Here is a 26,179-nt window from a genome sequence, read left to right as displayed (position 1 = left end):
CCGGCGCGGTAGCATTTGTTCTAAAATACGGTCATTATATCTTTTCCGCAAGAATCCGATTCGACGTTGTAGACGTAAGCAATGCAGTCTGAATGATTTACCCGGCGCCCTGCGCCCGGTTTTTCGGGCTTTCGAGAACGCCAAAATAAACACAATGGCCATTTGCGCCACAACCGGAAAAGAACCATGAACCAGCAAACCGGGCGCCGCATTCTCGGCATAGAACTCAATCCCGCGGTGAGCGGGGGCAATCTGCTTACGTTCTACTTCTCCTGCTTCGCGACCATCCTGTTCGCGTCGTTTATCCCCCAGAGCCAGCCGTTTCTGCTGACTGAATTTCTCGGTATCCCGCAGGAGCGCCACGGTGTCGTCAGTGGTTTACTGAACTTCTGGGCGGAAATTGTCATCATCATTGCGGTGGCAATCTTCGGCCCGCTGTCCGATCGGCTGGGCCGCCGCCCGGTCACCGGGTTGGGTTTTCTGGTAATGGCCGCGGGTATTGCGCTCTATCCACACGCCGACACCCTCAATGAACTGCTGGCCTTCCGCCTACTCTACTCCGTCGGTCTCGCTGCGGTCACCACCTGTATTGTTACGCTAATCGGAGACTACGCAGTCAACGATAGCCGCGGCCGCGCCACCGGCCTGCAAGGGGTCATGAACGGGTTTGGCGCCATGGTAAGCGTCTTTTTCCTGCTGCAGTTACCCGCCATTTTTCAGAGCGCCGGTGCCAGCACGGATGAAGCCGGACTCTGGACCTACTCAATGGTGGCCATCGCCACCGCCATTACCGGCATTGTCATGTTCTTCGGCCTGAAGAAAGGCACCAGCGAAAGCAGCGATGGCGAACACAGCGAGACTCTGTGGCAGATCACCCGCGCCGGCCTGCGCTCAGGCAAGGATCCGGCCATCGCCCTCGCCTACGGTGCCTCCTTTGTAGCGCGCGGCAACCTGATGATTGTCGGCACCTTCTTCACACTATGGGTCACCAATTACGGCACCGCAGAACTCGGCATGAACCGCGCAGAGGCACTGGGCCGCGCGGGTATGATCGTCGGCATCGCCCAGGGGTGCGCACTGCTTGGCGCACCGGTATTCGGCATTCTGGCGGACAAGATCAACCGGCTGGTTGCACTGCGTATTGCGCTGCTGATTTCAGCGATCGGTTACGGCTCGACCATTTTCATTTTCGACCCCTTTTCCCCCGCAATGATTTTCTGCGCGGTACTGATCGGCCTGGGAGAGATCAGCTGCATCATCACCAGTGGTGTGCTGATCAACCAACAGGCGCCGGAACGCCAGCGCGGCGCGGTGATCGGCTTCTTCACCTTAAGCGGCGCAGTGGGCATCCTGGTGGCCAGCGTGGTAGGCGGCTATCTGTTTGATGCCTGGCGCCCTTCCGGGCCTTTCGTATTCTTTTCCGCGGTGGCCTTTGCGGTTCTCACCTGGGCAATGTTTATCGGGCGCGACCGCAGCGCAGCAACACCTGGCAATGAAGCCAGCGCGAGCGCCACGCCCAGCGGCGTGTGATCAAGCCGGCAAGAAACTAACGAAAAACCAACTAGAAACAAACTGGAAAAAACAAGGGGCCACTGGCCCCTTGTTTGTTTTCAGGCAGACTGCTGTGCCTGAGCCTCATACTCGGCAAACAGGTCCCGCTTGTTGAAACCCGCGGTAAGAAAACGCGCGAAGGCTTTGCCGGTGGTGAGCCAGGCGACGCGGGCACCGGACTTGTCGGCCTTGAGCACGCCGTTCACCAGGAAAGGCGTCACGGTTTCCACCGTGTCCCCCAGGATATTGAGAATTTTTTTGGTCTTGCGCCACTCATCCGAAGACAGGTCGTAATCGCCTACGAGTAGATCCGTTACCACAATACCGGGGCTCAGGGTATTGACCTGCACCTTTGTGCCCTTGACCTCTTTCTGCAAGCTGCCATTCACATAATTCAGGGCACGCTTGGTAGCACCATAGGGGACCATACCCGGCGCACTCTGACCGTTACTGCCAAACCCTTCCATGTTCCAGATCTGGCCGTGGTCTTTGCGCAGCATCTCGGCGAGAACCACCTTATTGGCAATTAACAAACCGGTCAGATTGGTGGCGACAATCGTTTCCAGGTCTGCGACCGACTGCTCCGCCAGAGGCTTGCGTACAATGCTCATCCCGGCATTGTTAATCCACACATCCACACTGCCAAAGGTGTCATAAGCGGCATCCCACAGTGCCTGCACATCCGCTGCCGCGGTTATATCGCAAGCGCGACCGGCAACCCGCCCCGGATACGCGGTCTCAAGTTCTGACACAACGCGATCGACCACCGGTGCACTACGCCCGCTAATCACGACCTGGCACTCTTTGCGCAGAAAATTTTCCGCGAGCCCCCGGCCGATGCCCCGGGTACTGCCGGTAATAACGACGGTTTTCATTGCTCTCTCCTTATAGAAATTCAGATAGCGCAGGGCCGAAGTACGATTTGGGAAACAGAAGTCGAGCCTGTGCCGGGTTGCGATCGCATCACGTTTTCGCGTCAAATTATTGATATATGTCTATTTCAGCACGCGCAAAGTGAACAAAATATTCAACCATCTATCGCCAATGACCGCCGCCGGTCCACGGGCGTTTACCGCTCGCTTTCAATGCATCCAAAGCCGGGCGTGAATTCCGGTTTCAACAAGAGCATCGACCATGACAAGTCAAAACGACAATCACTATCCCACCTTCCCGGTTGGCTCCGTGGGTTATAACCTGATGCTGATGCGCGGTATCTGGCACGATCAAGTGGAGCTGTTTCATCTGGACGGCCGCCCACTTGAGGATGACACCAATGCGGGCAGTGGCACCCCGGGCCCCAGCCCCTTCGACAATCTTGTGTACCTGGACTTTGACGGCTACACCCTGAAGCTCACCAACGTGCACATTCGCGGTCGCGCACCGGTGGCCAAAACCTTTACCGGTCGCATGCAGGATGACCTGCTGGTCTTCGATCCTCTCGGTCCCGGTGCCTATGAGAATGTCGGTGTTTCCGGCGGCGTCGGGCTGCTGACCTTCAACGCCCGGCAACTGGATGCCGCCTGCAATGTTTATATGGAACCGGATTTCATTATGCTCACCGCACCGGGGCAACGAGTGCGGCACACCGTGCTCTACCGCAATGGCGACGCCGTGCGCACCCTGACCGCGCGCGGCACCCGGCTCTCGCCACTGTGCGATCACCGCCATGAACTGGATCCTCGCGGCCGCACAGGACCTGTCCACGAGACGCCGTTTCAGGCCAAAATCTGGCAACACCTCGCACCCTGAATCCCGCGCGCAGCGCTGCAATATAGGACTTAGTTTGTAGCGCAACCGCCTGCTTTTCTAATTGACAATTGTCATTCTCCCGGACCGGCAGCCAAATATCCTTGGGGCATAATCACAATGACAGGCCGAGTCCGGAATATGCCCACTACCCGCGCTTTCTTTACCAGCTTCCGTGTACCGACTTTGCAGTCGCCACACGACACAGCCACCCTCAAAGTGTACTACCCGGCCTCCCCCTCCAATTCAGACACGGAGCGGAATACCGGCCAGGTGCCCTGCGACAGTGAGCAGGCCCCCTTCCCCGTTGCGATCTTTCTGCCCGGCGTAAACGTAGAACCCAGTAGCTACAGCTGGCTCGCGGCGCAATTCGCAGCACTGGGCATCGTCACCGTGATCCCGTGGCTGATTGCCGAGGAAATGCCAGGGTGCGTAAGCCTCACCCCCGGTATCGACATCGCCGCCCTAAAACCGGACACCTTTGGCGAAAGCCCCTCCGCCGTATTACTCCCGTCGCTCCTGCAGGAATTGCACGCGCTGAATACCAGCGGGCTGCTGGCCGGCAAGCTGGACCTTGAGCGACTGGCGCTGGGCGGCCACTCCGCCGGCGGCACACTGGCATTGATCAATGGCCGCGACACCTGGTTACCCGGGCTGCGCGCCATGTTCAGTTACGGCGCCCACACCGGCGCGGCGACTGTACTGGGTTGGGAGCCGGACACGCTACTGGCGCCTCAGGCGGATATTCCGGTACTGCTCGCCGGCGGCGATCGCGATGGATGTATTGCCGCCAGTGGCAAGCGCTATGGTGATGGTGATGGTGATGGTGATAACAATATCAATATCGACAACAGCGCCTTGTGCAGCGGCCGCATCGAAGAAACATTCGCCCGCGCGGTCAGTGACAACCAACAGAAAAACTGGTTGTGTATTTTGCGGCAGGCCAATCACTTTAGCGTCTGTCATCCCGTCGACACCTGTACCGGCCGCGGATTTCTCGATTACCCGGTAGAAAACCCGGACGAGGCACGCCAGCTACTCGGCGAAATTTTTGGTGCATTTCTGTCAGTACACCTGCGCGACGATACGCCGGAAAACTTTTCCTCAATAGTGCAAGGCCAACGCACGCGCATGGCCATCGTTTGTAATAAGTAATTGGAAAGAATCACTATGCAGTATCGAGTTTGGGAGTGCCTGGTCTGTGGCTGGGTATATGACGAACAGAAAGGAGCCCCGGAAGAAGGCATTGCCCCGGGAACACGCTGGGAGGATATTCCCAACGACTGGCTCTGCCCGGAATGCGGCGTCGGCAAAGGCGACTTCGAAATGGTAGAAGTCCGCACCGTCGAAGCACAAAATGACCCCGAGCCAAGCACAGAACAGGCCGCACAAACCGCCGCCGCAGAGCACAGCGAAGCACAGGCCATTCCCGCCGATGCCGTTGCAGCACCCGCAGAAGTCTCCGCACATATCGATTACAGCCTCCCGCCAATCGTCATCATCGGTACCGGCCTTGCCGGGTACAACCTGGCGCGAGAAATCCGCAAGCTCGACACCACCACACCACTGGTCATGGTGAGCGCAGACGACGGGACTTACTATTCCAAACCGCAGCTCAGCACCGCCTTTCAGAAGCGTCGCGCACCGCAGGATTTGATGACCAGCGACGCGCGTACCATGGCGCAAACCCTGGCCGCACAGATTCTGACATTGACGAGAGTGCAGGCGATCGGCAGTACCGATCAGACCATCACCCTGGAAACCGCCGGGCGCACACAACAGCTGCCCTACGGTCGACTGGTACTGGCAGTGGGCGCAGATACCATCACCGCGCCCATGGAAGGCAATGCCGGCGGCGCGGCCATGCCCATCAACGACCTGCAGGATTTCCAGCGTTTTTACGCGGGCAGTAGCGGCGCCCGCTCGGTGTTGATCATCGGCGGCGGATTGATCGGCTGCGAGTACGCCAATGATCTGGTGCAGTCGGGCTTCGAAGTCCATGTGGTGGAACCGCAGGGCGAAGTCCTCGCCACCCTGCTCCCGGCACCCGCGGGCCAACTGGTGAAACAGCATCTCGCCGCGGCGGGCGTCAACTTCCATCTCGGTACACGTGTCGCCCGCCTGGACCACAGCCAGGGGCAGCTCCTCGCCACGCTGGAAAACGGCCAGCAACTGCGCTGTGATCGGGCAATCTCTGCCATTGGGGTACGTGCCCGCACACAGATTGCGGAGCAAGCCGGACTCAAGGTCGCCCGCGGCATCGTGACCGACCGACTACTGCAAACCAGCGTCGAGAATATTTATGCCCTGGGTGATTGCGCGGAAGTAGACGGTCGCAACCTCTGCTACGTGGCGCCACTGCTCGCAGGCGCCCGCGCACTGGCACAGACGCTTTGCGGCACGCCGACCGAGGTACGTTACGGCGCAATGCCAGTCACCATCAAAACGACGCTTTGCCCGGTGACCGTGTCGCCGGCACGCCCGTGGATTTCCGGCAACTGGGAAATCCAGCGCGCCGATGACACCGGTGTACGCGCTGTATTTGTCGATAGCCAAGGGACGCTGCAGGGATTCGCTCTGTGTGGCGACGCCACCAGCGAGGCCGCAAACCTGACCGAACAGGTGCCGGCCCTGCTACAGAATTGATTTTTGGCAAGGTCTCCGCCCGAGCACGCGGTAACGTGTGCTCCATATAAAGTGCAATTTCGAATTCCCGAACGGAAGAAACCATGAGCGACAACAAACAACCCAGCAACTGGCAAAAATCCATTGAGGGCGAATGGCACGGCCTGCCATCCCTGTTTGAAGCCAGCGGCACGCATGTGGGCTACAACAAGGTCACCCGAGCCAGCGAGTTCGCCGATGGGCGCACCACCTACTGGATGCAAACCCGTTTCGATGCCACCGGCCCACTCAACGACCGGTTCGAACTGGGCAGCCCCTTCAAATTCGGCGTGATCGACTCCGACCAGGATCGCATCTACACCGGCCCCGACTTTGTCGGCAGCGGACGCCCTTACGGCCTACTGGTGGACTCCAACTACTACTCCCCGGGCTGGAATGTAAACCTGCGTACCATGAATCACGTAGTGCCGGATCTCGGCATTCAGGTGTACTCCTCGCAGCTGTTCGAAGCAGACACCCTGGTGGGCGTTTTCAATGGCCTCTACATCGTCACTGACGACCACGACTCCAACTCGAAAACCCAGAAGCGCGTGGAGCAGTTCCTGGAACAGGAGCGCAAGGACGGCAAGCGCCCATTCAACCTGCCGGTCAAACACGCGGGCCGCTTTACCGGCAAATTCGAGGTCTACAACGACAAACAGGAGCTGGTGGGCCACAACGAAGTGACCATCCACCACAAGCCGATCAACCTGCTGCACTCCGAGCAGACCATCGAAATCAAAGGCGTGGTCAACGCGCGCTGGACCGCCATGCGCACCCGCAACGGCAACCACCACCAGTATCACGGCCCGGATATGTTCGGTAACGGCATGTCTTACGGACGCTATCTCTATTCGGTGCGCCACGTATTCGGCCAGGCCTTCAAACTCTGGTCCCGCGAGACCCAGATCGACGAAGACTACACCCTGGTCTGCGCCTGGCAGTTTATGCAGTCACAGAAAGAGCAATACACCACCTTCGGCGTACTGCGTTGGGAGGAAGGTGACCTGGTACTGGGAGCACAGTATGTCGAGTAAAGCAGAAGCCCTGGCGGTTGAGGCCGCCCCCACGGCGCCGTCCCCAGAGCCCGCCGCGGCTATTGACCCACTGGCCCTGCGCCAGGTGTTCGGGCAATTCGCCACCGGCGTCACCATCGTCACCACCCGCGATCAGGACGGCCAGCCTGTGGGGATGACCGCAAGCAGCTTTAACTCGGTGTCACTGGACCCGCCGCTGGTACTCTGGTGCATCGACCGCAAGGCGGGTTGCTTTGACGCGTTTAACAACTGCAACCATTTTGCCATCCACGTGCTGAATCAGGGCCAGAGCGACCTCTCCAGCCTGTTCGCGCGCAAGGGTGTGGACCGCTTCGAACAGGTTTCCTATACCCTGAACACTCAAGGTGTGCCCCTGCTGGAAGAGTACTGTGCACGCCTGGAGTGCAGCGTCGAGCACCGCTACGCCGGCGGCGACCATGTAATCATGGTCGGGCGGGTACGCGGCATGAGCAACCAGGAACACGCGCCACTGGTCTTCCACCGCGGTCGCTACGCCCAGATCGCCTAAAAAACGACCAGGGACGCCCGTACCAACCCGTACAAAATTACGTCGTAGACAGGGTCACTTATACGCAATAAGATCTGGAAACAGCCATTTAATTATAAGGTTATAACCGTGACTGCCACCGCTCTGAAAAGTCCTGAAACCTTTTTCCACTCCAAGATGTTCCGTGGACTGGGGCACGAAGAGCTCGGCCGTCTAACCCAGATCTGCCAGCGCCGACGGGCCTCCGCTGGCGAATACCTCATCCACCAGAACAGCACCGCACAAAACGTCTATGTGGTGGTATCCGGCATTCTGATGATCGAACGCCTGTCCCGCGCCGGGCGCCGCCAGGTCATCTCCTTCGCCTACTCTGGCGATTACATCGGATTTACCAATACCGATGAGTTTGAATACAGCGTCGTCTGCCTGAGCACCACAGAGCTGCAGATGTTCCCCCGCCGGGCATTACTCGAAATCATTGATCAGTACCCTCTGCTGAAAAGCAACGCGCGCACCATGGGTGGCAACGTACTGGCACAGGCTATGGACCACCTCTTCGCCATGGGGCAAAAGAAAGCCCACGAGCGCGTCTGCTTCCTCCTCGACCAGATCCAGCGCCGCCAGTGTGGCATCACCAAGACCGAGATCGACCTCGTTATGAGCCGCCAGGACATCGCCGACTACCTGGGCCTCACCATCGAGACTGTGAGCCGCGCACTGGCCAAGCTCTCAGGTATCGGTATCATCGAAATCGCCAGTGCCCATCGCATCAAAATTCTCGACCGCGCACAGCTGGAAGATATGGCCAGCGTGCACTGATTTTCGCCGCCAGTATTCCCCTTCTGCGCCGGCCAAACCAATACACAACCGCAAGGAGAGCGAAGCGTTATATGTCGCACAAAAATCGGAATCGCGCCTGGTTTACCCGCCAGGCCGTCAAAGCACTTCTCACCCTCACTGTTCTTTCTTCTTCCGCATCCTTCGCCACAGATACTGCAACCAGCAGTGCGCCCAAAATAGCGCCGCAAGACGCGCTCCTGAGCGCGATGGAATATCCCTACCCGGTAAAAACATTCGAATTCACCGCCCAGCAGCAACCGGTAACAATGGCCTATATGGATGTGCCGCCAGCAAAAAAGGCAAACGGCAAAACGGTGGTGCTGCTCCACGGCAAGAATTTCTCCGGCGCCTACTGGCAGAGCACCATTGATGCGCTAACCAAACAGGGATACAGAGTAGTCGCACCGGATCAAATCGGCTTTGGCAAATCCAGCAAACCAGAAGGTTTTCAATTCACCTTCCAGGCACTGGCCGACAACACAAAAGCGCTACTGGATAAGCTCAACATCGCCCAAGCCACCATTGCCAGCCACTCCATGGGCGGCATGCTTGCCACCCGCTTTGCACTGATGTACCCGGACTCCGTAGAAAAACTGGTGCTGATCAACCCCATTGGCCTGGAAGACTGGAAACGCACCACCCCCTACCAGCCAATCGACCAGGCGATCGCCCAGGAAAGGCAACAAACACCGGAGAAAGTGAAAAGCTATATGACCGCCGCCTACTTCGACGGCAAATGGAAAGCAGACTACAACCCGCTGCTCGCCATCCAGGCAGGTTGGACCATCGGCCCGGATGCAGAAAAAATCGCAGAGATCGACGCCCGCACCTCCGACATGGTCTTCACCCAACCGGTCCTATATGAATTTGGCGACCTGAAAGCTCCCACTCTTCTCATTATCGGCACCCGTGACCGCACCGCGGTCGGCCGAAGTCGCGCACCAGAATCCATCCGCGCACAACTCGGCCGCTACGACCAGCTCGGCAAAGCCGCTGCGAAAGCCATACCAAATGCAAAACTGGTGGAACTGGAAGGGATTGGGCATGTGCCGCAATTTGAGGATTTTGACCGCTATATAGCAGCGCTCAAGGGTTTTCTGGCAAATGAATCACCAGAGACGCGCTCAGGCAATTGATACCCTGACACACAGGGTACTGCGCAAAGGGCCCGGACTACTCTAAGTAGCCCGGGCATTCTCCATTTTGTCGATCCAGGGTTCTATTGAACCAGAGATATTTTTCCGATGGTTTCCGCACCGGCAATAGAGATCTCCCGATCCTGGTAATCCTGGACGCCACTGGTAGCGACGGCACCAATCAGCTTGCCCGCGACATACACCGGAACACCACCTTGATAAGTGACCCCACCTTCGATTTCATCGATCTCACCCAACTTGATCTTGGTGGCATACTCGGCTGTTGAAAGGCCAGTTTGAGTCACAACAAGCGCTTTACTCGTGGCGAAGCCGATAGATCGGATTGAAGCTCCGTCGAGGCGACGCAGCATAACCGGATTCGCATTTTCATCCGTCACCAGAATGGTCACATTCCAATTCTTCTCGCGCGCATATGCTTCAGCGGTGTCAATCGCCTTCAACGCCAAATCATAGGTCATCGTTTTATTACTTTCTTCGGCGCATACGCCAAGCGAGCATAGGCACAGGAGCCCGATTACAGCGCTTTTATATATTCTTTCAATCACTTTTGTTTCTCACTTTACAGCCGGTGTAAGGCTCTTGATTACGCACGAAATCTGAAAAGTTTCTTATGCCCAAGTAAGATGTCGCGCTAGGACTATCATGTCAAGATTTGCCCCCTTTTCTTGACTCATTCTCCTGCTTCACTTTCCCACTGACAGACGACTGAACAACAAAGACTAATAATTAACACAGCACTTCAGCGATAAAACACCGCTAGCCAGGTCGTCGTCTCCGTGGGATGGGTCCAGATAACACGGTGTCGCTCATGAGCAGAAATATTCACGTAATCTCCGACCTCCAGCAGCAACTCTTTCCCGTCTTCAAACAACAAGCGCCCCGCACCCTGCAACACCATCACCCACTCGTTTTCGTCCTGGTCGTACCACTCGCCTTCGGGAGTGGAGTGGCCTTGAGAGATGATGCGTTCGATTCTTACGTTTTCGCGGGAAAGCAGTTCAACGAATTTTTCCTGCTGACAAAAATTTGGAACACTCGAAAATATATTTTTCATTCTCGCTCCGATTATGAAATACGAATAGCCAGCCTATGCATAGTAAACATTCAGATTACAGCGCCCTACGCTGCATGAACTGGCACCACAGTACCGGCAAACTGAATATCAAAAATCGTGTATAGGGGATAGAATCCGATACTCAGCAAGAAATACGGAAATTGATCATGCCCCTTGATGCTACGATTCGGCACACTGTCGCAAAAAACTCGAAGAATATGAAGGCAGATACAACCACTTATATCTAGACACCGCAGGAAAAGTTACCGTTGGTATCGGCCACTTAATCCCCGACCGCCACTCCATTACAACGGTTCCCATGTATACCACACAGAACGGCCTGGCCGCAGCGCCAGCCTCTACGATTCAAAAACAACAAGAATTCGATCAAATATTCAAGCAAAAGCGTAACTACCGTGCAGCGTGGTATAAACAGTATTGCAAGCTCATAATGAAGGACAGTGATATAGAGATCCAGAGGGACAGGCATATCAACAGCTTTTATGCCGAACTGAGCACGCTCTACAGTATCAGCGGAGGCCACCCAAAGAACTTCGACTTCCTACCACGGCAAGTGCAATTGGCCCTGTTCGACATGATCTTCAACGTTGGGGCAACCAAACTGAAGCACCAATTTATAAAGTTCAACACTGCTATTCAGAATGAAGACTGGCTGACCGCAAGCATTGAGTGCCATCGCCCTCAAGTCAGCCCCAGCAGAAATACTTCTGTAAAGGATCTTCTGCAGTTGGCCCGCCAAAATGCCATTGCGGCTAAACCCTGAGGAGCACGATGTGAGAGCCTTATTAACAATTTTCGCGATAGTTTCATTTTCCGCCTGCGCTCAGAAATCAGAAAATGGCGAAATAAAAAAAGTTATTTATACCGACAACTTTCCCGGACTAATCGAGCTTGGAAGCAATTACGGCGAGAGTAAGTTCGATTACAAGCTGGATGCAAAAGATGGATCGACAATCCAATTTAGGACATGTAGCGACATAGAAAACACGACGGAAAACTCCGTCAAAGAAGATCAATTCCCTCTGTTCACCATGTTGAATATAAATTGCGATGCCCTAAAACACTATTTCACTGCAGACCATTCTCAAAAGACGTTCTTCCCCCAAAAACTTGCCAGCGAAATTATTCAGCAACTACCTGCAAGCGCCACCCCAAACTTAGGGGGAAATCAACCACCAGCACCAAACAAAAAAATATCGGAGGCTTTCCCCAACGCTGAGGCAACGACAATAAGCCCAACAGTGGTTCGAACCAACCTAAATGGACTTGACATTGATTACACCCTGTTAGCCAGAGGTGATCTTGATAGCGATGGCACTGAAGATTGGATTGTGCGGCTTGACTGGAGCAACCCCAGTGCATTTGGCAATGGTTATGAACTACTGCTTATTGGGGCCAATAAGGGGCGCATCCAGCTACTGAAAAACGGAACCAACTGATTATCACAGCACTTCACGCCATAAGTGCGACGCCTGTAGCACTTAGAGGTCAATAGACTTACTAAGCCTTCATCAACTGTACAGCCCGTTTTGGCTCACCCTTATAATTGGAATCAATGTGGACTAAAACTTCGGGCACAAAAAAGCCCGCTCAGCAGGCGGGCTTTTCAGTCGTTGAGATTCAACGAGAATAATGGTCGGAGTGGCCGGATTTGAACCGACGACCACCACACCCCCAGTGTGGTGCGCTACCAGGCTGCGCTACACTCCGATAAGAGCAAATCAAGCGGGGTAAAAGTTACGTAAGTGCTTGATTTATAAGGGGCACCGCTTTGCGATGAGGCGCAAATCATACCGAAGTACGGTGGGAATGCAAGTCTGTTTTGCGCCTTTTTGAGCGGGCCTGAATCAGGCCTCGACCTCCAATAGTTCCAGTACACCTTCCAGCTCAGCGATCATCTGTGGGATTACCTGCTGCATCTGTACGGTCTGTACTTTCTCCGAGCTGCCGCTTTCCATCTGCAGGCGGGCGCCGCCGATGGTGTAGCCCTCTTCATACAAGAGTGCACGGATCTGACGTATTAGGATGACATCCTGGTGTTGGTAGTAGCGGCGGTTACCACGACGTTTAACCGGGCTGAGCTGTGGGAATTCCTGTTCCCAGTAGCGCAGTACATGAGGTTTGACTGCACACAGCTCGCTAACCTCACCAATTGTGAAATAGCGTTTCCCCGGGATTACAGGGAGTTCGCTGTTATGACTCGCTTCCAGCATCTTCTTCTACTCGTGCCTTGAGTTTTTGCCCCGGCTTGAAGGTAACGACCCTTCTCGCGGAAATGGGGATTTCTTCACCAGTCTTGGGATTCCTTCCCGGGCGCTGGCTTTTGTCACGCAGATCGAAATTGCCAAAACCCGACAGTTTGACCTGCTCGTTATTTTCAAGGGCGTTGCGAATTTCCTCGAAGAAATATTCGACGATTTCTTTAGCTTCGCGCTTGTTGAAACCCAGCTCTTCGTACAACTTCTCGGCGAGCCCGGCTTTGGTCAGTGCCTCTGTCATTGGTTCCTGCCCAACAGATTCAGAGGCGTCGACTCCCGGTTATTAAGCCTGGTACCGCGTTGGCTTGGAACCCGGAGGCAGACGCTCTCGGGATACGCGCATCAGCCTGCGTATCCCGGAGCGTTTACCGAATCAGCGCAGGCTGGCGTTGTATTTTTGTTCTAGTTCAGAAACAACCGCTTGCACGGCGGCATTGATTTCTTCGTCGTTAAGGGTGCGCGAGGGATGCTGAAAGGTCAAGCCCATGGCGACACTTTTTCTATTAAAATCAATGCCTTTGCCCTGATAGACGTCAAAAATGTTGAAGTCTGTCAAAAATTCACCAGCCGCCTTGACTGCTGATTCAGCCAACTGGCCGACCGGGGTGTCCACATCGGCCAGTACAGCCAGATCGCGACGCACTTCAGGGAACTTGGACAGTGGAGCAAAGGCAGGAATGACCGCTTGCCCCAAGCCATCCAAGCTCAATTCAAACAGGAAAGTGCCCTTCGGCAGGTCGTAGGCCTTTTGCAGCTCCGGATGCAGAGCGCCCAGTACGCCAACGGGCTTGCCGTTGCGCTGCAGCTCGGCACACTGGCCGGGGTGCAGTGCCGGGTGTTTGGCGGGCGCAAAGGTAAACTCGCCCTGGGCGTCGTAGTGCTCCAGCAGGGCTTCCACATCCGCTTTGATGTCGTAGAAGTCCACCAGATCCTTGGATCCGGTCCAGCCTTCGGGCTGGCGGGTACCGTAAATCAAGCCGGCAATCATGCGCTCCTGCTGCAACTGCTCCCGGGAAGCGTCGCTACCTGGAACAAATCGCAGGCCGGTTTCGAACAGGCGCAAGCGGTCCTGCTGACGGTTGAGGTTGTACTGCAGGGTTTTTACCAGGCCCGCCATCAGGGTTGGGCGCATCACCGCAAGCTCTGCACTGATGGGGTTCTGCAGAGCGACGGGGTCTACTTCTGGCTCGAATTTGGCGGAGGCTTCGCGGTCGATAAAACTGAAGGTAATGGCTTCTTGATAACCGCGCGCCAGCAGGGTCTGCTCAAGCCGTGACTGAGCCACATGGGCTTCTGCGCGGGGCACGATATCCAGAGACGCCTTCAGGCTGATGCTGGGGATGCGGTTGTAGCCATATACCCGGGCCAACTCTTCCAGCAGATCAGATTCGATGGCGATATCGAAACGGAAGCTGGGCACCAGGAAGGTCCAACCTTCGGTGTCTTCGCCAATTTTTTCCAGGCCCAGGCGAGTGATGATCTCGACGATCTCGGCATCGCTCATTTCGATACCGAGACCACCGCTCACGCGCTGACGACGCAGGGTGATACGACGCTCGGCCGGCATGGCCTCGGTCACTTCACGCAGGTGTACCGGGCCAGGTTCGCCGCCGACAATGTCCAGCAAGAGCTGGGTGGCGCGCTCGATGGCTTTTTCCTGCAGGCGGTAGTCCACGCCGCGCTCGTAGCGGTGAGAGGAATCCGTGTGCAGACCGTAGGAGCGCGCTTTACCGGCGATGGCCAGCGGGCTGAAAAAAGCACTCTCCAGGAAGATGTCTTTGGTGGCTTTGGTGACGGAGGAGTGCAGGCCACCCATGATACCGGCGATAGCCAGCGGGCCTTTCTCGTCCGCGATCAGCAGAGTGTCGGCTTTCAGCTCCACTTCCTGCTCGTCCAGCAGGGTGAGCTTTTCGCCCTGCTCTGCCATACGCACTTTGATACCGCCGTTCAGCTTGGCGAGGTCAAACGCGTGCATGGGCTGACCCAACTCGAGCAGCACATAGTTGGTTACGTCTACTACCGGGTCGATACTGCGCACACCGCTGCGGCGCAGGCGCTCCTGCATCCACAAAGGGGTTACTGCATCGATATTGATATTGCGAATCACACGACCCACGTAGCGCGGGCAGGCCTCCTCGGCCAGCAGGGAAACCTGCAGGCTGTCGTCGATGGCCGGTGCTACCGGTTCAATGGCCGGCTCGGTGACTTCGCAGCGGTTCAGTACGCCGACTTCGCGAGCGATACCGGCGACGCCGAGGCAGTCGGAGCGGTTCGGGGTCAGGTCGACTTCGATGGTACTGTCGTCTAGCTGCAGGTATTCGCGCAGGTCGGTGCCCGTAACGGCATCTTCCGGCAGCTCCCAGATACCATCGCTGTCGTCACCCAGTTCCAGTTCGGTCTGGGCGCACAGCATGCCGAAGCTTTCCACTCCGCGCAGTTTGGCTTTTTTGATTTTAAAATCGCCGGGCAGTTTGGCGCCTACCAGGGCAAATGGAATCTTGATGCCGGTGCGCGCATTGGGTGCGCCACACACTACCTGCACCTCTCCTTCCGGGTGTCCTTTTACTTTACACACACGGAGCTTATCGGCGTCCGGGTGTTGCTCACAGGCGACGATTTCACCGACGACTACGCCAGAGAATGTGCCGGCAACCGGTTCTACGGCGTCGACTTCCAGGCCCGCCATGGTGATCTGGTCGGCCAGCTGCTGTGCTGTCAGGTCCGGGTTTACCCACTCCCGTAACCAGGCGTTGCTGAATTTCATAGTCTTTCTCTAATTCTGAATTCTTTACGGCACCTTACGTGCGTTCGTTGTTCGCTATTTAGAACTGCTTCAGGAAGCGCAGGTCGTTGTCGAAGAACAGGCGCAGGTCGTTTACGCCGTAGCGCAGCATGGCCATGCGCTCGACACCGAGGCCAAAGGCGAAGCCGGAGTATTTTTCGCTGTCGATATCACAGGAGGCGAAGACGTTGGGGTGCACCATGCCGCAGCCGAGAATTTCCAGCCAACCAGTACCGGAGCATACGCGGCAGCCTTCGCCGCCACAGTTGGTGCACTGAATGTCCGCTTCTGCAGAGGGCTCGGTGAACGGGAAGTAGGACGGGCGGAAACGCACCGGCACGTCGGCTTCAAAAAAGGCTTTCAGGAACTGGTCGATACAGCCTTTCAGGTGCGCGAAGCTCACACCCTCATCGATCACCAGACCTTCCACCTGATGGAACATGGGCGAGTGGGTGACATCCGAATCGCAACGGTATACCCGGCCCGGGCAGATGATGCGCAGGGGCGGATTGGTTTTTTCCATGGTGCGGATCTGCACGGAGGAGGTGTGCGTGCGCAATACCGTGGCGGGGTCGATATAGAAAGTGTCGTGCATGGCCCGCGCCGGGTGGTGGGCGGGAATATTCAGGGCTTCGAAGTTGTAGTAGTCACCCTCAACTTCCGGGCCCTGCTCTACAGAGAAGCCCAGGCGCTGGAAGATTTCTTCAATGCGACGCAGGGTGCGGGTGATGGGGTGCATGCTGCCCTGCTCTTCACCACGACCCGGCAGGGTGACGTCGATGGTTTCTTTCGCCAGCTTTTCTTCTATGGCGGCGGTTTCCATCGCGGTACGGCGCGCGTTGATGGCTTCCTGTACCTGCTGCTTGGCCTCGTTGATTTTGGCTCCCGCTGCCGGACGCTCTTCCGCAGACAGTTTGCCCAGCCCTTTCAGCAGCGCGGTGATCTGGCCTTTTTTACCCAGGTAATCCACCCGCACCTGGTCCAGTGCCGCGAGGTCGCCAGCCTTTTCTACCAGCGCCAGCGCCTGCTCGGTGAGGGATTGCAATTCTTGCATTGAAACTTTCTCGCTTTTGGCTCGCTCTGACTCGTTCTGATCGATGAGTGACAATTGTTATTTTGAAACACTTGTTCAGGAACAACTGCTTGGGAACACGGCAGATCATTGCAGTCCGCCGTGTCAAAAATTCGTATGTGACCGGCTGACCAACCCAGTTAGCGCCGATAAAAAAAATAGGGAAGAGCCAAACAGCCCTTCCCTATTCTTTAAGCACAAATCCGCCCTTGCGGGCCGATTTATTCTGCAGGCGCTAATTAAGCGGCCAGGGCTGCCTTGGCTTTTTCAACTACGGCAGCAAAAGCGGCTTTATCGTATACCGCCAGATCAGCCAGAACACGGCGATCCAGTGCGATATCCGCCTTCTTCAGGCCAGCAATCAGTCGGCTGTAGCTCAGGCCTTCAGCGCGGGATTGCGCGTTGATACGCGTGATCCACAGTGCGCGGAAGTTACGCTTCTTAACGCGACGGTCGCGGTAAGCGTACTGACCAGCTTTGATGACTGCCTGCTTGGCTACGCGGAATACACGCGAACGTGCACCGTAATAACCTTTAGCCTGCTTCAGAATTTTCTTGTGACTACGACGCGCCACTACACCACGTTTTACACGGGCCATATAACTATCCTCTTAAACCTTTACCGGTGCAGCCAATTACTTGGCGCGCAACATACGATCGACCAGGGTGGCGTCAGACTTATTCATAAGCTGAGTGCCGCGCAGCTGACGCTTACGCTTGGTGGTCATCTTGGTGAGGATGTGGCTCTTGTTCGCGTGCTTGTGCTTGTAGCCCGAAGCGGTCTTCTTGAAGCGCTTGGCAGCGCCAGAATGTACTTTTGCTTTCGGCATTTTGTACTCCAAATAGTTTTAGGTTCGCCTGCAAGCAGACGCCTACGTTGATATTGGCCACCCCAAAAGGGGTGACTTGCGGGAGTGAGAAGGCAGCCGTCGCCCGATCACTTCCCGAAAAGAAGACTCAGATACGAATATCCGGGTCTTACTTTTTCTTTTTACTGGGAGCGATAACCATAATCATCAGGCGGCCTTCCATCTTGGGCCGCTGCTCCACAGTACCCAGCTCCTCGAGATCTTTCTCGATGCGCTGCATCATTTCCATCCCCAGCTCCTGGTGAGCCATTTCACGGCCGCGGAAGCGCAGGGATACTTTTGCCTTGTCCCCGGCTTCCAGGAAGCGGGTCAGGTTGCGCAGCTTGATCTGATAGTCACCGATATCAGTACCGGGACGGAACTTCATTTCCTTGATCTGCTGCTGCTTCTGTTTCTTTTTAGCCGCATTTTTGGCCTTCTTGGCCTCAAAAATGTGCTTACCATAGTCCATGATTTTACAGACGATGGGATCGGAGTCCGATGCAATTTCAACGAGATCCAGGCTGGCCTTTTGCGCTGCTTCCAGCGCCTCTTCCAAAGTTACAATACCGACCTGTTCGCCATCCGCACCAATCAATCGCAGTTGAGAAGCTTCGATCTGATCGTTGATGCGGGCCTTTTTGGACCGTCCTTTCATATCTCGTTTAATAACACTCGTCTCCGGTAATTAATAAAAGTGCCTACCTGGGTGCTTATTCTGCTGCACCTTCAATAGACGAACGGCCGCGGCGATCCACGTCCTGCTGGAGAACCTCAAGGAATGACTCATAAGTCATTGTACCGAGGTCCTCACCGCTACGTGTCCGCACGGCGACCGTCTGATTTTCCACTTCCTTATCGCCGATTACCAGCAGATAAGGAACACGCTGAAGCGTGTGCTCGCGGATTTTAAAGCCGATCTTCTCGTTTCTCAAGTCGGCAGCGGCACGGAAGCCTTCCGCCCCCAGCTTGGACTCGAGATTCCGGCAATATTCAGACTGGCGATCAGTGATATTCAACACCGCCACCTGCTGCGGCGCCAGCCAGGTCGGGAAGGCGCCCTCATAGTTCTCGATCAGAATACCGATGAAGCGCTCGAATGACCCGAGAGTCGCACGGTGCAGCATGACCGGAGTCTGGCGGGAACCATCTTCCGACACATATTGCGCTTCCAGGCGGCCCGGCATGGAGAAGTCCACCTGAATGGTACCGCACTGCCAGACCCGACCGAGACAATCCTTCAGGGAGAACTCAATCTTGGGCCCGTAGAAGGCGCCCTCACCCGGCAGCTCTTCCCACGGCAGGTCGGCCGCATTCAGCGCGTCCGCCAGCGCTTTTTCCGCCTTGTCCCAACTTTCATCGGAACCGACGCGCTGCTCCGGACGGGTAGATAAACGATAGATCACTTCTTCGAAGCCGAAGTCTTTATAGACCGCGTGCAGCAGGTCCATGAATTCGGACACTTCGGACTGGATCTGGTTTTCGGTACAGAAGATGTGGCCATCGTCCTGCACAAAACCGCGCACGCGCATCAGGCCGTGCAGAGAACCAGATGGCTCGCTGCGGTGACAGGAGCCAAATTCCGCCAGGCGCAGCGGCAGATCGCGGTAGCTACGCAGGCCCTGATTGAACACCTGCACGTGACACGGGCAATTCATGGGCTTGATCGCAAACTGGCGGTCTTCGCTTTCCAGGGTAAACATGTCGTCGCCAAACTTGTCGGCGTGACCGGACTTCTGCCACAGAGAAAAGTCCACCAACTGCGGGGTCTTGATCTCTTTATAGCCACGCTCGCGCTGACGCTCGCGCATGTAGTGCTCAATGGTGCTGTACACAGTCCAGCCATTGGGATGCCAGAACACCATGCCCGGCGCCTCTTCCTGAATATGGAACAGGTCAAACTTCTTCGCCAGCTTGCGATGGTCGCGCTTTTCCGCCTCGGCAATGCGGTGCAGGTAGGCCTTGAGCTCTTTCTTGTTGGCCCAGGCCGTGCCGTATACGCGAGTCAGCATTTCGTTCTTGGCGTCGCCGCGCCAGTAGGCACCGGCTACTTTGGTCAGTTTGAAGGCCTTCAGCTTGCCAGTAGACGGCACATGGGGGCCTCGGCACAGGTCTTCAAAGTCGCCCTGACGATACAGGGAGATATCTTCGTTGGTGGGGATGCTGGCGATGATCTCCGCCTTGTATTCCTCACCCATCTCACGGAAGTATTTGACCGCGTCATCGCGGGGCAACAGACGGCGACTGACCGGAAGATCTTCCTTGGCCAGCTCGTTCATGCGCTGCTCGATCTTCTCGAGATCTTCCGGGGTGAACTGGCGCTCGTAGGCAAAATCGTAATAGAAGCCATCTTCGATCACCGGGCCAATTGTGACCTGGGCACCGGGATAGAGCTGCTTGACCGCCTGGGCCAGCAGGTGCGCGGTGGAGTGACGAATAATCTCCAGGCCTTCTGGCTGGCGCTCGGTCACGATCGCAAGATCGGTGTCTTGATCGATCACATAACTGGTATCCACTTCCTTGCCGTCTACGACACCCGCCAGCGCAGCTTTCGCCAGACCAGGGCCAATATCATTGGCAACGTCGAACACAGATACAGAATGGGAGAATTCGCGACGGGAACCGTCAGGGAGGGTGACAACAGGCATTGCACTTCCTTTTCTATCAGTGGCGACCCCTACGAAAGACCGCGTGATTCACAGTGTGTGAGATTTGGGCTTGAGCCCGGAACGAGTCAGATCAGAATAGATGAAAAAACTCGTGAGAAACTGGTAGACCCGAGCAGACTCGAACTGCTGACCTCTGCCATGTCAAGGCAGCGCTCTAACCAACTGAGCTACGGGTCTATGGTGTTGCAGACTAGGGGAACCCATGAGACTTTCATGGCGCACAGCCCCGCTGCGAAGGAGGCGAACTTTATCACCGGCTTTTGGGCTTTTCAACCGCTCAAATCAGAAAACATTTCCGCCAATCAAGCACTTGGGGTATCGTGGCCCAGCTGCAGGACGCAGCGCCAGGTCAACGCCGCGGCGACCCCACTGCTGCCCGCGCGCGCCTGGTCTCTCAAAGTGGTTCCCGAAGGATTTTATGAGCACCTCACCGATCGCCAGCAGCGGCTTCCTGCTGGCCCTGGGCGCAGCCGCCCTCTTCTCCATCAAAGCCATCTTTATCAAACTCGCCTACCGCTACGGCGTCGAGGTAGAGACATTTATCCTGCTGCGAATGGCGCTGGCACTGCCTTTCTATATTGCGATCCTTGTACTGCTGTGCAGCCGCGGACAGTGGCAACCGGTAAGTGGCCGCAATCTGCTGATCACCATTGTACTGGGGCTTTGCAGCTACTACCTGGCCAGCTTCCTGGACCTACAGGGGTTGCGCTATATCAGCGCCAATTTCGAGCGCCTGATCATTTACCTGTATCCCACGCTGGTATTGATTCTAGGCTGGCTGTTTCTCGGCAAAAAAGTATCACCCCGACAGCTAATGTGCCTGGCCGGTGCCTACGGCGGGATTCTGTTGATTTACTGGCAGGATCAGAATTTCAGCACCGGCGTGGCCACACCACCCTGGGTAAATCTGGACGGCATCAGCTGGGGCGCCCTGCTAACGTTTGGCAGTGCGTTCAGTTTTGCACTGTATGTGGCATTCAGTGAAAAAGTGATCAAGACACTGGGAAGCAGGCAGTTCACCGCGCTGGCAATGATGGCGGCGAGCGCTGCCATTGCTGTGCACTTTGCCATCCAGGGGGACTGGTCGCGCCTGCAACAACCATGGCCGGTATACGGCTACGCGCTGGCGGTCGCCTTTCTTTGCACTGTAGTGCCATCACTGATGATGAGCGCCGCCATCCTGCAGATTGGCTCGGCATCTACCGGCGCCATCGGCACATCTGGCCCAGTTGTCACCCTGATTGCCGCAGCACTGATTTTGGGTGAACCCTTTACGGCATACCACCTGATGGGCATGGCGATCATCATCGGCAGCCTGCTGCTGTTGAAGCAGGCTCCACAACCAAAAGTCGTGGAGCCCAACCCTTCGCCGAACCAGTAATCCGCAGCGCCCCCTTCCCCCTAGGGTGCCGACTCTTTGAGCTTGGTAATTTCATCGCGCAATTTGGCGGCGGCCTCAAATTCGAGGTTTTTGGCGTGCTGATACATCTGCTCTTCCAGCTCTTCGATTCTGGCCCAGCGCTGCTGATCCGTCAGCGGCTTCTGATCGGCTTTGTAAGCTCCACCCTTCTCCGCCACTTTGCGGCGGCCGCGAGCCGGCACACCGGGCGCGATAGCACCCTCCATGATGTCGGCAACACTTTTGAAAATACCCTTGGGGGTAATCCCGCGCTCTGCGTTATGTGCCAACTGCTTTTCGCGGCGCCGCTGGGTTTCATCCAGCGCCCGCTGCATCGAGTCAGTGATGCGATCCGCATACAGGATCGCCTTACCCTCCAGGTGCCGGGCGGCGCGGCCGATGGTCTGGATAAGTGAGCGGTCCGAGCGCAGGAAACCCTCCTTGTCCGCATCAAAGATGGCCACCAGGGACACCTCGGGCATATCCAACCCTTCCCGCAGCAGGTTGATCCCAACCAGCACATCAAACTCACCGATACGCAGGTCGCGAATAATCTCCACCCGCTCCACCGTGTCGATATCCGAGTGTAAATAGCGGACGCGCACACCGCTGTCACTCAGATATTCGGTAAGATCTTCTGCCATGCGCTTGGTAAGCACGGTGATCAACACCCGCTGATCTTTGGCGACACAGCGGTGAATCTCGGAGAGTGCATCGTCAACTTGCGTAGCCGCAGGGCGCACCTCCACCACTGGATCCACCAACCCGGTGGGACGCACCACCTGCTCTACGACGGCACCGGCGTGCTCGGCCTCGTACTTGCCCGGTGTTGCAGAAACAAAAATGGTTTGTGGCGACAACCTCTCCCACTCTTCAAATTTCATCGGGCGGTTATCCAGCGCCGACGGCAAGCGGAAGCCGTACTCCACCAGCGTTTCTTTACGCGAGCGGTCACCGCGGTACATGCCGCCAATCTGGGGTACGGTTACGTGGCTCTCGTCGACAAACAGCAGAGCATCGTGCGGCAGGTAATCGAACAGGGTGGGCGGTGGCTGCCCGGAATCCCGACCGGACAGATAGCGCGAATAGTTTTCCACCCCGTTGCAGTAACCCAGCTCCTGCATCATCTCCAGGTCGTAGCGGGTACGCTGCTCCAGACGCTGAGCTTCCAGCAACTTGTTGTTGTCCCGCAACTGCTTTAGCCGCTCCTCCAACTCGTCCTTGATCTGGTCGATGGCTTTAACGATGGTTTCGCGCGGGGTCACGTAGTGGGACTTGGGAAAAATGGTGATGCGGGGAACCTTGTGCAGCACCTCGCCGGTAAGCGGATCGAACAGAGTGATCTCTTCGATCTCCTCATCAAACAGCGAAAGGCGGACTGCTTCCAGGTCGGAGTCTGCCGGGTAGATATCGATGATATCGCCGCGCACCCGGTAGGTGGCGCGCCGAAAATCCGCATCATTGCGGGTGTACTGCAGTTCCGCCAGTCGACGCAGAATGGTGCGCTGATCGACGATATCGCCGCGATCCAGGTGCAACACCATCTTGAGGTATTTGTCCGGGTCCCCCAGACCGTAGATGGCCGACACCGTTGCCACCACGATAACGTCTTTGCGCTCGATCAGCGCCTTGGTGGCCGATAGGCGCATCTGCTCGATATGCTCGTTGACCGAGGCGTCCTTCTCGATAAAGGTATCCGACGAAGGCACGTAGGCTTCCGGCTGGTAATAGTCGTAATAGGAAACGAAGTACTCCACGGCATTGCGCGGGAAGAACTCCTTGAGCTCGCCGTAGAGCTGGGCTGCCAGCGTTTTGTTGTGTGCCATTACAATCGCGGGACGCTGCACCCGGGCAATGACATTGGCCATGGTGAAGGTCTTACCGGACCCGGTCACCCCGAGTAGGGTCTGGTGCGCCAGGCCGTCGCCAACCCCCTCTACCAGAGATTCGATGGCAGCGGGCTGATCACCCGCCGGCTCATACTTGCTCACTACTTCGAATGGCCGCGTTTCCATTAAGGGTCTACTCTAAATCTACTCAGTGCGACAGTCGCACTCCTGAGGAAGAATTGTAGGCGGACTAACCGCTGCACGACAAATATCCGCCTTGCCAAGCCCATGCCCGGCGAGAAAATAAACACTGCAAAATCAATGAGTTATTTTTGAAAAAAGGGGTTGACCTCCCCCAAGGCGCTATATAAGATACGCGCCATCTGAACGGGAGCACATACGCAACCGAGCAGATATACAGTTCCGCCTTAGCTCAGTTGGTAGAGCAAATGACTGTTAATCATTGGGTCGCTGGTTCGAGCCCAGCAGGCGGAGCCAAATAACGAAACCCCGCACCTGAAAAGGTCGCGGGGTTTTCTTTTTTCTGCCCCTCAAAAAAGATTGAGAAAATGGGCCGGGAAATAAATAGCCGATAAAACCGGCACCCAGACTGAAAATCAGGCGGAAAATAAAAAGCCCCGCGGAATACGCAGGGCCTCTTCACATTCGATCCAGCCTGATCCAACCCGCCGGCCAATCACACCTCGGGCATCTCTCCAGTTAAACGCTGACGCACCCTGCTCCGCCCGGCCAGCGGCAACTGCTTCACCTCTGCCCCCTCACTGAGTGCAGCCAGCGCCTCACCAGCGGCAGACTGAGTCCACACTGTATCGACCAGCTGCTGCTTGGGCGCATAGTCTTTAACTGACTCCACCAGTATCCGATGCACACCCTCTGCGTCCTGACGGATACAGGCCTCCCGCAACTCACCAATAAACATTTGCAGTTGCTCGCTGGGCAAGCGCTCCTCTTCGGCACGCATAATTGAAGGGTGATCGGTACCGGCTACCTTGTCACCGAGCAACAACTCCTCGTAGAGCTTTTCCCCGGGACGCAAGCCAGTAATCTGAATTTCAATATCCCCGTCCGGATTGGCTTCATCGCGCACGGTGTGCCCCATGATCTGGATAAGACGACGGGCGATATCGAGGATGCGCACGGGCTCCCCCATATCCAGCACAAACACTTCACCTTTGCGCCCCATGCTACCCGCCTGCAACACCAGCTGGGCTGCTTCGGGAATAGTCATAAAGAAACGGGTGACCTTGGGATGGGTAACCGTGACCGGGCCACCGGCATTAATCTGATCAGTAAACAGCGGGATAACGGAGCCAGAGGAACCCAGCACATTGCCAAACCGCACCATACAGACACGGGTACGGCCGAACCGGCGCCCGAAATCCTGACAGATCAGTTCTGCGAGACGCTTGGTCGCGCCCATCACATTGGTCGGGCGCACCGCTTTGTCGGTAGAGACCAGGACAAACTGCTCGACACCCGAAGCCTCTGCAGCCTCAAGCACGGACAAGGTACCCAGCACATTATTCTCCGCACCCACCACGACATTCTGCTCCACCAGCGGCACATGCTTGTAGGCCGCGGCATGGTAGATGGTGTGCACCTCGAACGAACGAATAATCTCGGTGACTCGGGCACGATTGCGCACATCGCCCATCAGCGGAATCACCTCGACGCACAGGTTTTCATCCAGCTGTTGCTGACGGAGCTCCCGCTCAATCTGGTACAGGGAAAACTCGGAAGCCTCGAGCATGACCAGCTTTGCCGGCCCCCAGTGGATAATCTGGCGGCACAGCTCGGAACCAATGGAGCCACCGGCACCGGTCACCAATACCACCTTGCCGGCAATAGACGCGGAAACCAGGTTTTTTTGCGGCTCGACCGGGGCGCGACCGAGAATGTTCTCATAAATCTGGGAGACGTCAGATACCCGACCTGCACTATCCACCAACTCTTCCATTCCCGGAATAACCTTCACCACCACACCGCGCTCGCGCAGGCTGCGGGTGATCTCCCGGCGACGACGCTTGGGCACCCCCGGCATGGCCAGCAGTACCTCGGATATATCCCGCTCGGCGATCACATCAAGGATATTGGCGGGACTGTAAACCAGCACGCCGTCGATCAATGTGTTCTGCTTGGATGCGTTATCGTCGAAAAATGCCACGGTTTTGTACATCTCACCGTGAATCAAGCCCTTGTAGAGCTGCAGGCCTGCGGTGCCGGCACCGTAGATCGCAACGCGGGATTTATGAATCTCCAGAGCCATCTGGTAATACACGCGCACCAGCCAGCGGGAGCCGCCGACGGTGATCAATGCAAAACACCAGTATATGACCGGTACCGAGCGTGGGACCCCGGCATAAGTAAGGTAGGAGGCAACGGCGAGCACCACGGCGGACGCAGTGACCCCCTGAAGGACAGCGACAATGGCCTGCTGCCCCATGTAGCGAATAACAGTGCGGTACAGACCGAGACGAAGGAAGATGAAACTACTGGATACCAGCGTCATGCCCAGGCAGAGTGCCATGGCAGGTTCCGTGACCAGCGCTGCCCCATTAAAACGAATGGTCATAGCCAGCAGGAATGCTGCGGTGAGCATCAACAGGTCATAGCACAGCATCAATACTGGCTTATAGTTTTTTTGCGCAGCTTTATAAAAGCGCTTCACCATTCCCCCAATATGATCCGGATCCGAATCATTGTGATCCATTCACTACTCAAGT

Annotated in this window: 24 protein-coding genes and 3 tRNA genes; 12 read left to right on the top strand and 15 right to left on the bottom strand. The window is 56.3% G+C overall.

The window, feature by feature from the left end; translation table 11 throughout:
- Positions 1 to 186: 186 nt before the first annotated feature.
- The gene (locus Q1A74_RS02885; RefSeq protein WP_299592207.1) at positions 187 to 1,530 is read left to right on the top strand and encodes an MFS transporter; all 1,344 of its coding nucleotides are present in this window, start codon (positions 187 to 189) and stop codon (positions 1,528 to 1,530) included.
- 80 nt (positions 1,531 to 1,610) lie between these two features.
- Here Q1A74_RS02885 and Q1A74_RS02880 read toward each other — a convergent pair whose 3' ends face one another.
- Complete coding sequence (locus Q1A74_RS02880) at positions 1,611 to 2,426, bottom strand: SDR family oxidoreductase (RefSeq protein WP_299592205.1); 816 nt, start codon at positions 2,424 to 2,426, stop codon at positions 1,611 to 1,613.
- Positions 2,427 to 2,685: 259 nt separating this feature from the next.
- On the opposite strand from Q1A74_RS02880, the gene Q1A74_RS02875 reads away from it, so the two are divergent.
- From Q1A74_RS02875 to Q1A74_RS02845, 7 genes are all read left to right on the top strand, one after another.
- A complete protein-coding gene (locus tag Q1A74_RS02875) occupies positions 2,686 to 3,300 on the top strand; it encodes a hypothetical protein (protein WP_299592203.1) in 615 nt (204 codons plus the stop codon).
- A gap of 138 nt (positions 3,301 to 3,438) precedes the next feature.
- Positions 3,439 to 4,452, top strand: coding sequence for a hypothetical protein (locus Q1A74_RS02870; RefSeq protein ID WP_299592201.1), 1,014 nt, complete (start codon positions 3,439 to 3,441; stop codon positions 4,450 to 4,452).
- A gap of 15 nt (positions 4,453 to 4,467) precedes the next feature.
- Complete coding sequence (locus Q1A74_RS02865) at positions 4,468 to 5,943, top strand: FAD-dependent oxidoreductase (protein WP_299592199.1); 1,476 nt, start codon at positions 4,468 to 4,470, stop codon at positions 5,941 to 5,943.
- Positions 5,944 to 6,026: 83 nt separating this feature from the next.
- Positions 6,027 to 6,998 carry a hypothetical protein gene (locus Q1A74_RS02860; RefSeq protein WP_299592197.1) on the top strand — a complete coding sequence of 324 codons (972 nt, stop codon included), beginning with the start codon at positions 6,027 to 6,029 and terminating at the stop codon, positions 6,996 to 6,998.
- Positions 6,988 to 7,527: a flavin reductase family protein gene (locus Q1A74_RS02855; RefSeq protein WP_299592195.1), complete on the top strand. Its 540-nt coding sequence runs from the start codon at positions 6,988 to 6,990 to the stop codon at positions 7,525 to 7,527. The genes Q1A74_RS02860 and Q1A74_RS02855 overlap by 11 nt, the downstream gene beginning before the upstream one ends.
- Before the next feature lie 108 nt (positions 7,528 to 7,635).
- Positions 7,636 to 8,325, top strand: a complete 690-nt coding sequence (locus Q1A74_RS02850) for a Crp/Fnr family transcriptional regulator (RefSeq protein ID WP_299592193.1) — start codon at positions 7,636 to 7,638, stop codon at positions 8,323 to 8,325.
- A gap of 71 nt (positions 8,326 to 8,396) precedes the next feature.
- Positions 8,397 to 9,482 carry an alpha/beta hydrolase gene (locus Q1A74_RS02845; RefSeq protein ID WP_299592191.1) on the top strand — a complete coding sequence of 362 codons (1,086 nt, stop codon included), beginning with the start codon at positions 8,397 to 8,399 and terminating at the stop codon, positions 9,480 to 9,482.
- An 83-nt stretch (positions 9,483 to 9,565) separates the two neighbouring features.
- Here Q1A74_RS02845 and Q1A74_RS02840 read toward each other — a convergent pair whose 3' ends face one another.
- Together Q1A74_RS02840 and Q1A74_RS02835 are read right to left on the bottom strand one after the other, a co-directional pair.
- Positions 9,566 to 9,961: a heme-binding protein gene (locus Q1A74_RS02840; protein WP_299592189.1), complete on the bottom strand. Its 396-nt coding sequence runs from the start codon at positions 9,959 to 9,961 to the stop codon at positions 9,566 to 9,568.
- 281 nt (positions 9,962 to 10,242) lie between these two features.
- Positions 10,243 to 10,557 (bottom strand): cupin domain-containing protein, encoded by a 315-nt coding sequence (locus Q1A74_RS02835; protein WP_299592187.1) that lies wholly within the window; start codon positions 10,555 to 10,557, stop codon positions 10,243 to 10,245.
- 319 nt (positions 10,558 to 10,876) lie between these two features.
- On the opposite strand from Q1A74_RS02835, the gene Q1A74_RS02830 reads away from it, so the two are divergent.
- Together Q1A74_RS02830 and Q1A74_RS02825 are read left to right on the top strand one after the other, a co-directional pair.
- Positions 10,877 to 11,341 (top strand): hypothetical protein, encoded by a 465-nt coding sequence (locus tag Q1A74_RS02830; RefSeq protein WP_299592185.1) that lies wholly within the window; start codon positions 10,877 to 10,879, stop codon positions 11,339 to 11,341.
- A 10-nt stretch (positions 11,342 to 11,351) separates the two neighbouring features.
- Complete coding sequence (locus tag Q1A74_RS02825) at positions 11,352 to 12,017, top strand: hypothetical protein (protein ID WP_299592183.1); 666 nt, start codon at positions 11,352 to 11,354, stop codon at positions 12,015 to 12,017.
- A gap of 194 nt (positions 12,018 to 12,211) precedes the next feature.
- On the opposite strand, the gene Q1A74_RS02820 is transcribed toward Q1A74_RS02825, so the two are convergent.
- The 10 genes from Q1A74_RS02820 to Q1A74_RS02775 all read right to left on the bottom strand — a co-directional run bounded on the left by Q1A74_RS02820 (position 12,212) and on the right by Q1A74_RS02775 (position 20,384).
- Positions 12,212 to 12,288: transfer RNA gene (locus Q1A74_RS02820), tRNA-Pro, on the bottom strand.
- Between the two features lie 137 nt (positions 12,289 to 12,425).
- A complete protein-coding gene (locus Q1A74_RS02815) occupies positions 12,426 to 12,791 on the bottom strand; it encodes a MerR family transcriptional regulator (protein WP_299592181.1) in 366 nt (121 codons plus the stop codon).
- Positions 12,772 to 13,077, bottom strand: coding sequence for an integration host factor subunit alpha (gene ihfA / locus Q1A74_RS02810; RefSeq protein ID WP_043315900.1), 306 nt, complete (start codon positions 13,075 to 13,077; stop codon positions 12,772 to 12,774). Before ihfA ends, Q1A74_RS02815 begins: the two co-directional genes overlap by 20 nt.
- Before the next feature lie 132 nt (positions 13,078 to 13,209).
- Positions 13,210 to 15,600: a phenylalanine--tRNA ligase subunit beta gene (gene pheT / locus Q1A74_RS02805; protein WP_299592176.1), complete on the bottom strand. Its 2,391-nt coding sequence runs from the start codon at positions 15,598 to 15,600 to the stop codon at positions 13,210 to 13,212.
- Positions 15,601 to 15,658: 58 nt separating this feature from the next.
- Complete coding sequence (gene pheS, locus Q1A74_RS02800) at positions 15,659 to 16,672, bottom strand: phenylalanine--tRNA ligase subunit alpha (RefSeq protein ID WP_299592174.1); 1,014 nt, start codon at positions 16,670 to 16,672, stop codon at positions 15,659 to 15,661.
- Positions 16,673 to 16,929: 257 nt separating this feature from the next.
- Positions 16,930 to 17,289: a 50S ribosomal protein L20 gene (gene rplT, locus Q1A74_RS02795; protein WP_010131381.1), complete on the bottom strand. Its 360-nt coding sequence runs from the start codon at positions 17,287 to 17,289 to the stop codon at positions 16,930 to 16,932.
- A 36-nt stretch (positions 17,290 to 17,325) separates the two neighbouring features.
- Positions 17,326 to 17,520, bottom strand: a complete 195-nt coding sequence (gene rpmI / locus Q1A74_RS02790) for a 50S ribosomal protein L35 (protein ID WP_248215837.1) — start codon at positions 17,518 to 17,520, stop codon at positions 17,326 to 17,328.
- A 148-nt stretch (positions 17,521 to 17,668) separates the two neighbouring features.
- Positions 17,669 to 18,196, bottom strand: coding sequence for a translation initiation factor IF-3 (gene infC, locus Q1A74_RS02785; RefSeq protein WP_299592170.1), 528 nt, complete (start codon positions 18,194 to 18,196; stop codon positions 17,669 to 17,671).
- A 55-nt stretch (positions 18,197 to 18,251) separates the two neighbouring features.
- Positions 18,252 to 20,186, bottom strand: a complete 1,935-nt coding sequence (thrS, locus tag Q1A74_RS02780; RefSeq protein ID WP_299592168.1) for a threonine--tRNA ligase — start codon at positions 20,184 to 20,186, stop codon at positions 18,252 to 18,254.
- A 121-nt stretch (positions 20,187 to 20,307) separates the two neighbouring features.
- Positions 20,308 to 20,384 (bottom strand) — tRNA-Val (locus tag Q1A74_RS02775).
- Positions 20,385 to 20,625: 241 nt separating this feature from the next.
- On the opposite strand from Q1A74_RS02775, the gene Q1A74_RS02770 reads away from it, so the two are divergent.
- Complete coding sequence (locus Q1A74_RS02770) at positions 20,626 to 21,588, top strand: DMT family transporter (protein ID WP_299592166.1); 963 nt, start codon at positions 20,626 to 20,628, stop codon at positions 21,586 to 21,588.
- A 20-nt stretch (positions 21,589 to 21,608) separates the two neighbouring features.
- On the opposite strand, the gene uvrB is transcribed toward Q1A74_RS02770, so the two are convergent.
- Positions 21,609 to 23,621, bottom strand: a complete 2,013-nt coding sequence (uvrB, locus tag Q1A74_RS02765; protein ID WP_299592165.1) for an excinuclease ABC subunit UvrB — start codon at positions 23,619 to 23,621, stop codon at positions 21,609 to 21,611.
- Between the two features lie 236 nt (positions 23,622 to 23,857).
- Between uvrB and Q1A74_RS02760 the strand changes: the two genes are divergently transcribed.
- Positions 23,858 to 23,933, top strand: a tRNA-Asn gene (locus tag Q1A74_RS02760).
- Between the two features lie 199 nt (positions 23,934 to 24,132).
- Here Q1A74_RS02760 and Q1A74_RS02755 read toward each other — a convergent pair.
- Positions 24,133 to 26,166, bottom strand: a complete 2,034-nt coding sequence (locus tag Q1A74_RS02755) for a nucleoside-diphosphate sugar epimerase/dehydratase (protein ID WP_299592163.1) — start codon at positions 26,164 to 26,166, stop codon at positions 24,133 to 24,135.
- Between the last annotated feature and the right edge of the window lie 13 nt (positions 26,167 to 26,179).

The sequence above is a fragment of the uncultured Microbulbifer sp. genome, assembly GCF_947504145.1.
In the GTDB taxonomy this organism is placed as follows: Bacteria; Pseudomonadota; Gammaproteobacteria; order Pseudomonadales; family Cellvibrionaceae; genus Microbulbifer.
This window is presented reverse-complemented; position numbering and strand designations above follow the sequence as displayed.

Bases quoted from the DNA above. Each gene is read 5' to 3' on its own strand.
- Q1A74_RS02755 (WP_299592163.1), bottom strand. From the start codon at position 26,166: ATGGATCACAATGATTCGGATCCGGATCATATTGGGGGAATGGTGAAG.
- Q1A74_RS02860 (WP_299592197.1), top strand. From the start codon at position 6,027: ATGAGCGACAACAAACAACCCAGCAACTGGCAAAAATCCATTGAGGGC.
- rplT (WP_010131381.1), bottom strand. From the start codon at position 17,289: ATGGCCCGTGTAAAACGTGGTGTAGTGGCGCGTCGTAGTCACAAGAAA.
- pheT (WP_299592176.1), bottom strand. From the start codon at position 15,600: ATGAAATTCAGCAACGCCTGGTTACGGGAGTGGGTAAACCCGGACCTG.
- Q1A74_RS02875 (WP_299592203.1), top strand. From the start codon at position 2,686: ATGACAAGTCAAAACGACAATCACTATCCCACCTTCCCGGTTGGCTCC.
- Q1A74_RS02885 (WP_299592207.1), top strand. From the start codon at position 187: ATGAACCAGCAAACCGGGCGCCGCATTCTCGGCATAGAACTCAATCCC.
- Q1A74_RS02865 (WP_299592199.1), top strand. From the start codon at position 4,468: ATGCAGTATCGAGTTTGGGAGTGCCTGGTCTGTGGCTGGGTATATGAC.
- Q1A74_RS02840 (WP_299592189.1), bottom strand. From the start codon at position 9,961: ATGACCTATGATTTGGCGTTGAAGGCGATTGACACCGCTGAAGCATAT.
- infC (WP_299592170.1), bottom strand. From the start codon at position 18,196: ATGAAAGGACGGTCCAAAAAGGCCCGCATCAACGATCAGATCGAAGCT.
- uvrB (WP_299592165.1), bottom strand. From the start codon at position 23,621: ATGGAAACGCGGCCATTCGAAGTAGTGAGCAAGTATGAGCCGGCGGGT.
- Q1A74_RS02855 (WP_299592195.1), top strand. From the start codon at position 6,988: ATGTCGAGTAAAGCAGAAGCCCTGGCGGTTGAGGCCGCCCCCACGGCG.
- ihfA (WP_043315900.1), bottom strand. From the start codon at position 13,077: ATGACAGAGGCACTGACCAAAGCCGGGCTCGCCGAGAAGTTGTACGAA.
- Q1A74_RS02770 (WP_299592166.1), top strand. From the start codon at position 20,626: ATGAGCACCTCACCGATCGCCAGCAGCGGCTTCCTGCTGGCCCTGGGC.
- rpmI (WP_248215837.1), bottom strand. From the start codon at position 17,520: ATGCCGAAAGCAAAAGTACATTCTGGCGCTGCCAAGCGCTTCAAGAAG.
- Q1A74_RS02815 (WP_299592181.1), bottom strand. From the start codon at position 12,791: ATGCTGGAAGCGAGTCATAACAGCGAACTCCCTGTAATCCCGGGGAAA.
- Q1A74_RS02845 (WP_299592191.1), top strand. From the start codon at position 8,397: ATGTCGCACAAAAATCGGAATCGCGCCTGGTTTACCCGCCAGGCCGTC.
- Q1A74_RS02830 (WP_299592185.1), top strand. From the start codon at position 10,877: ATGTATACCACACAGAACGGCCTGGCCGCAGCGCCAGCCTCTACGATT.
- thrS (WP_299592168.1), bottom strand. From the start codon at position 20,186: ATGCCTGTTGTCACCCTCCCTGACGGTTCCCGTCGCGAATTCTCCCAT.
- pheS (WP_299592174.1), bottom strand. From the start codon at position 16,672: ATGCAAGAATTGCAATCCCTCACCGAGCAGGCGCTGGCGCTGGTAGAA.
- Q1A74_RS02835 (WP_299592187.1), bottom strand. From the start codon at position 10,557: ATGAAAAATATATTTTCGAGTGTTCCAAATTTTTGTCAGCAGGAAAAA.
- Q1A74_RS02880 (WP_299592205.1), bottom strand. From the start codon at position 2,426: ATGAAAACCGTCGTTATTACCGGCAGTACCCGGGGCATCGGCCGGGGG.
- Q1A74_RS02870 (WP_299592201.1), top strand. From the start codon at position 3,439: ATGCCCACTACCCGCGCTTTCTTTACCAGCTTCCGTGTACCGACTTTG.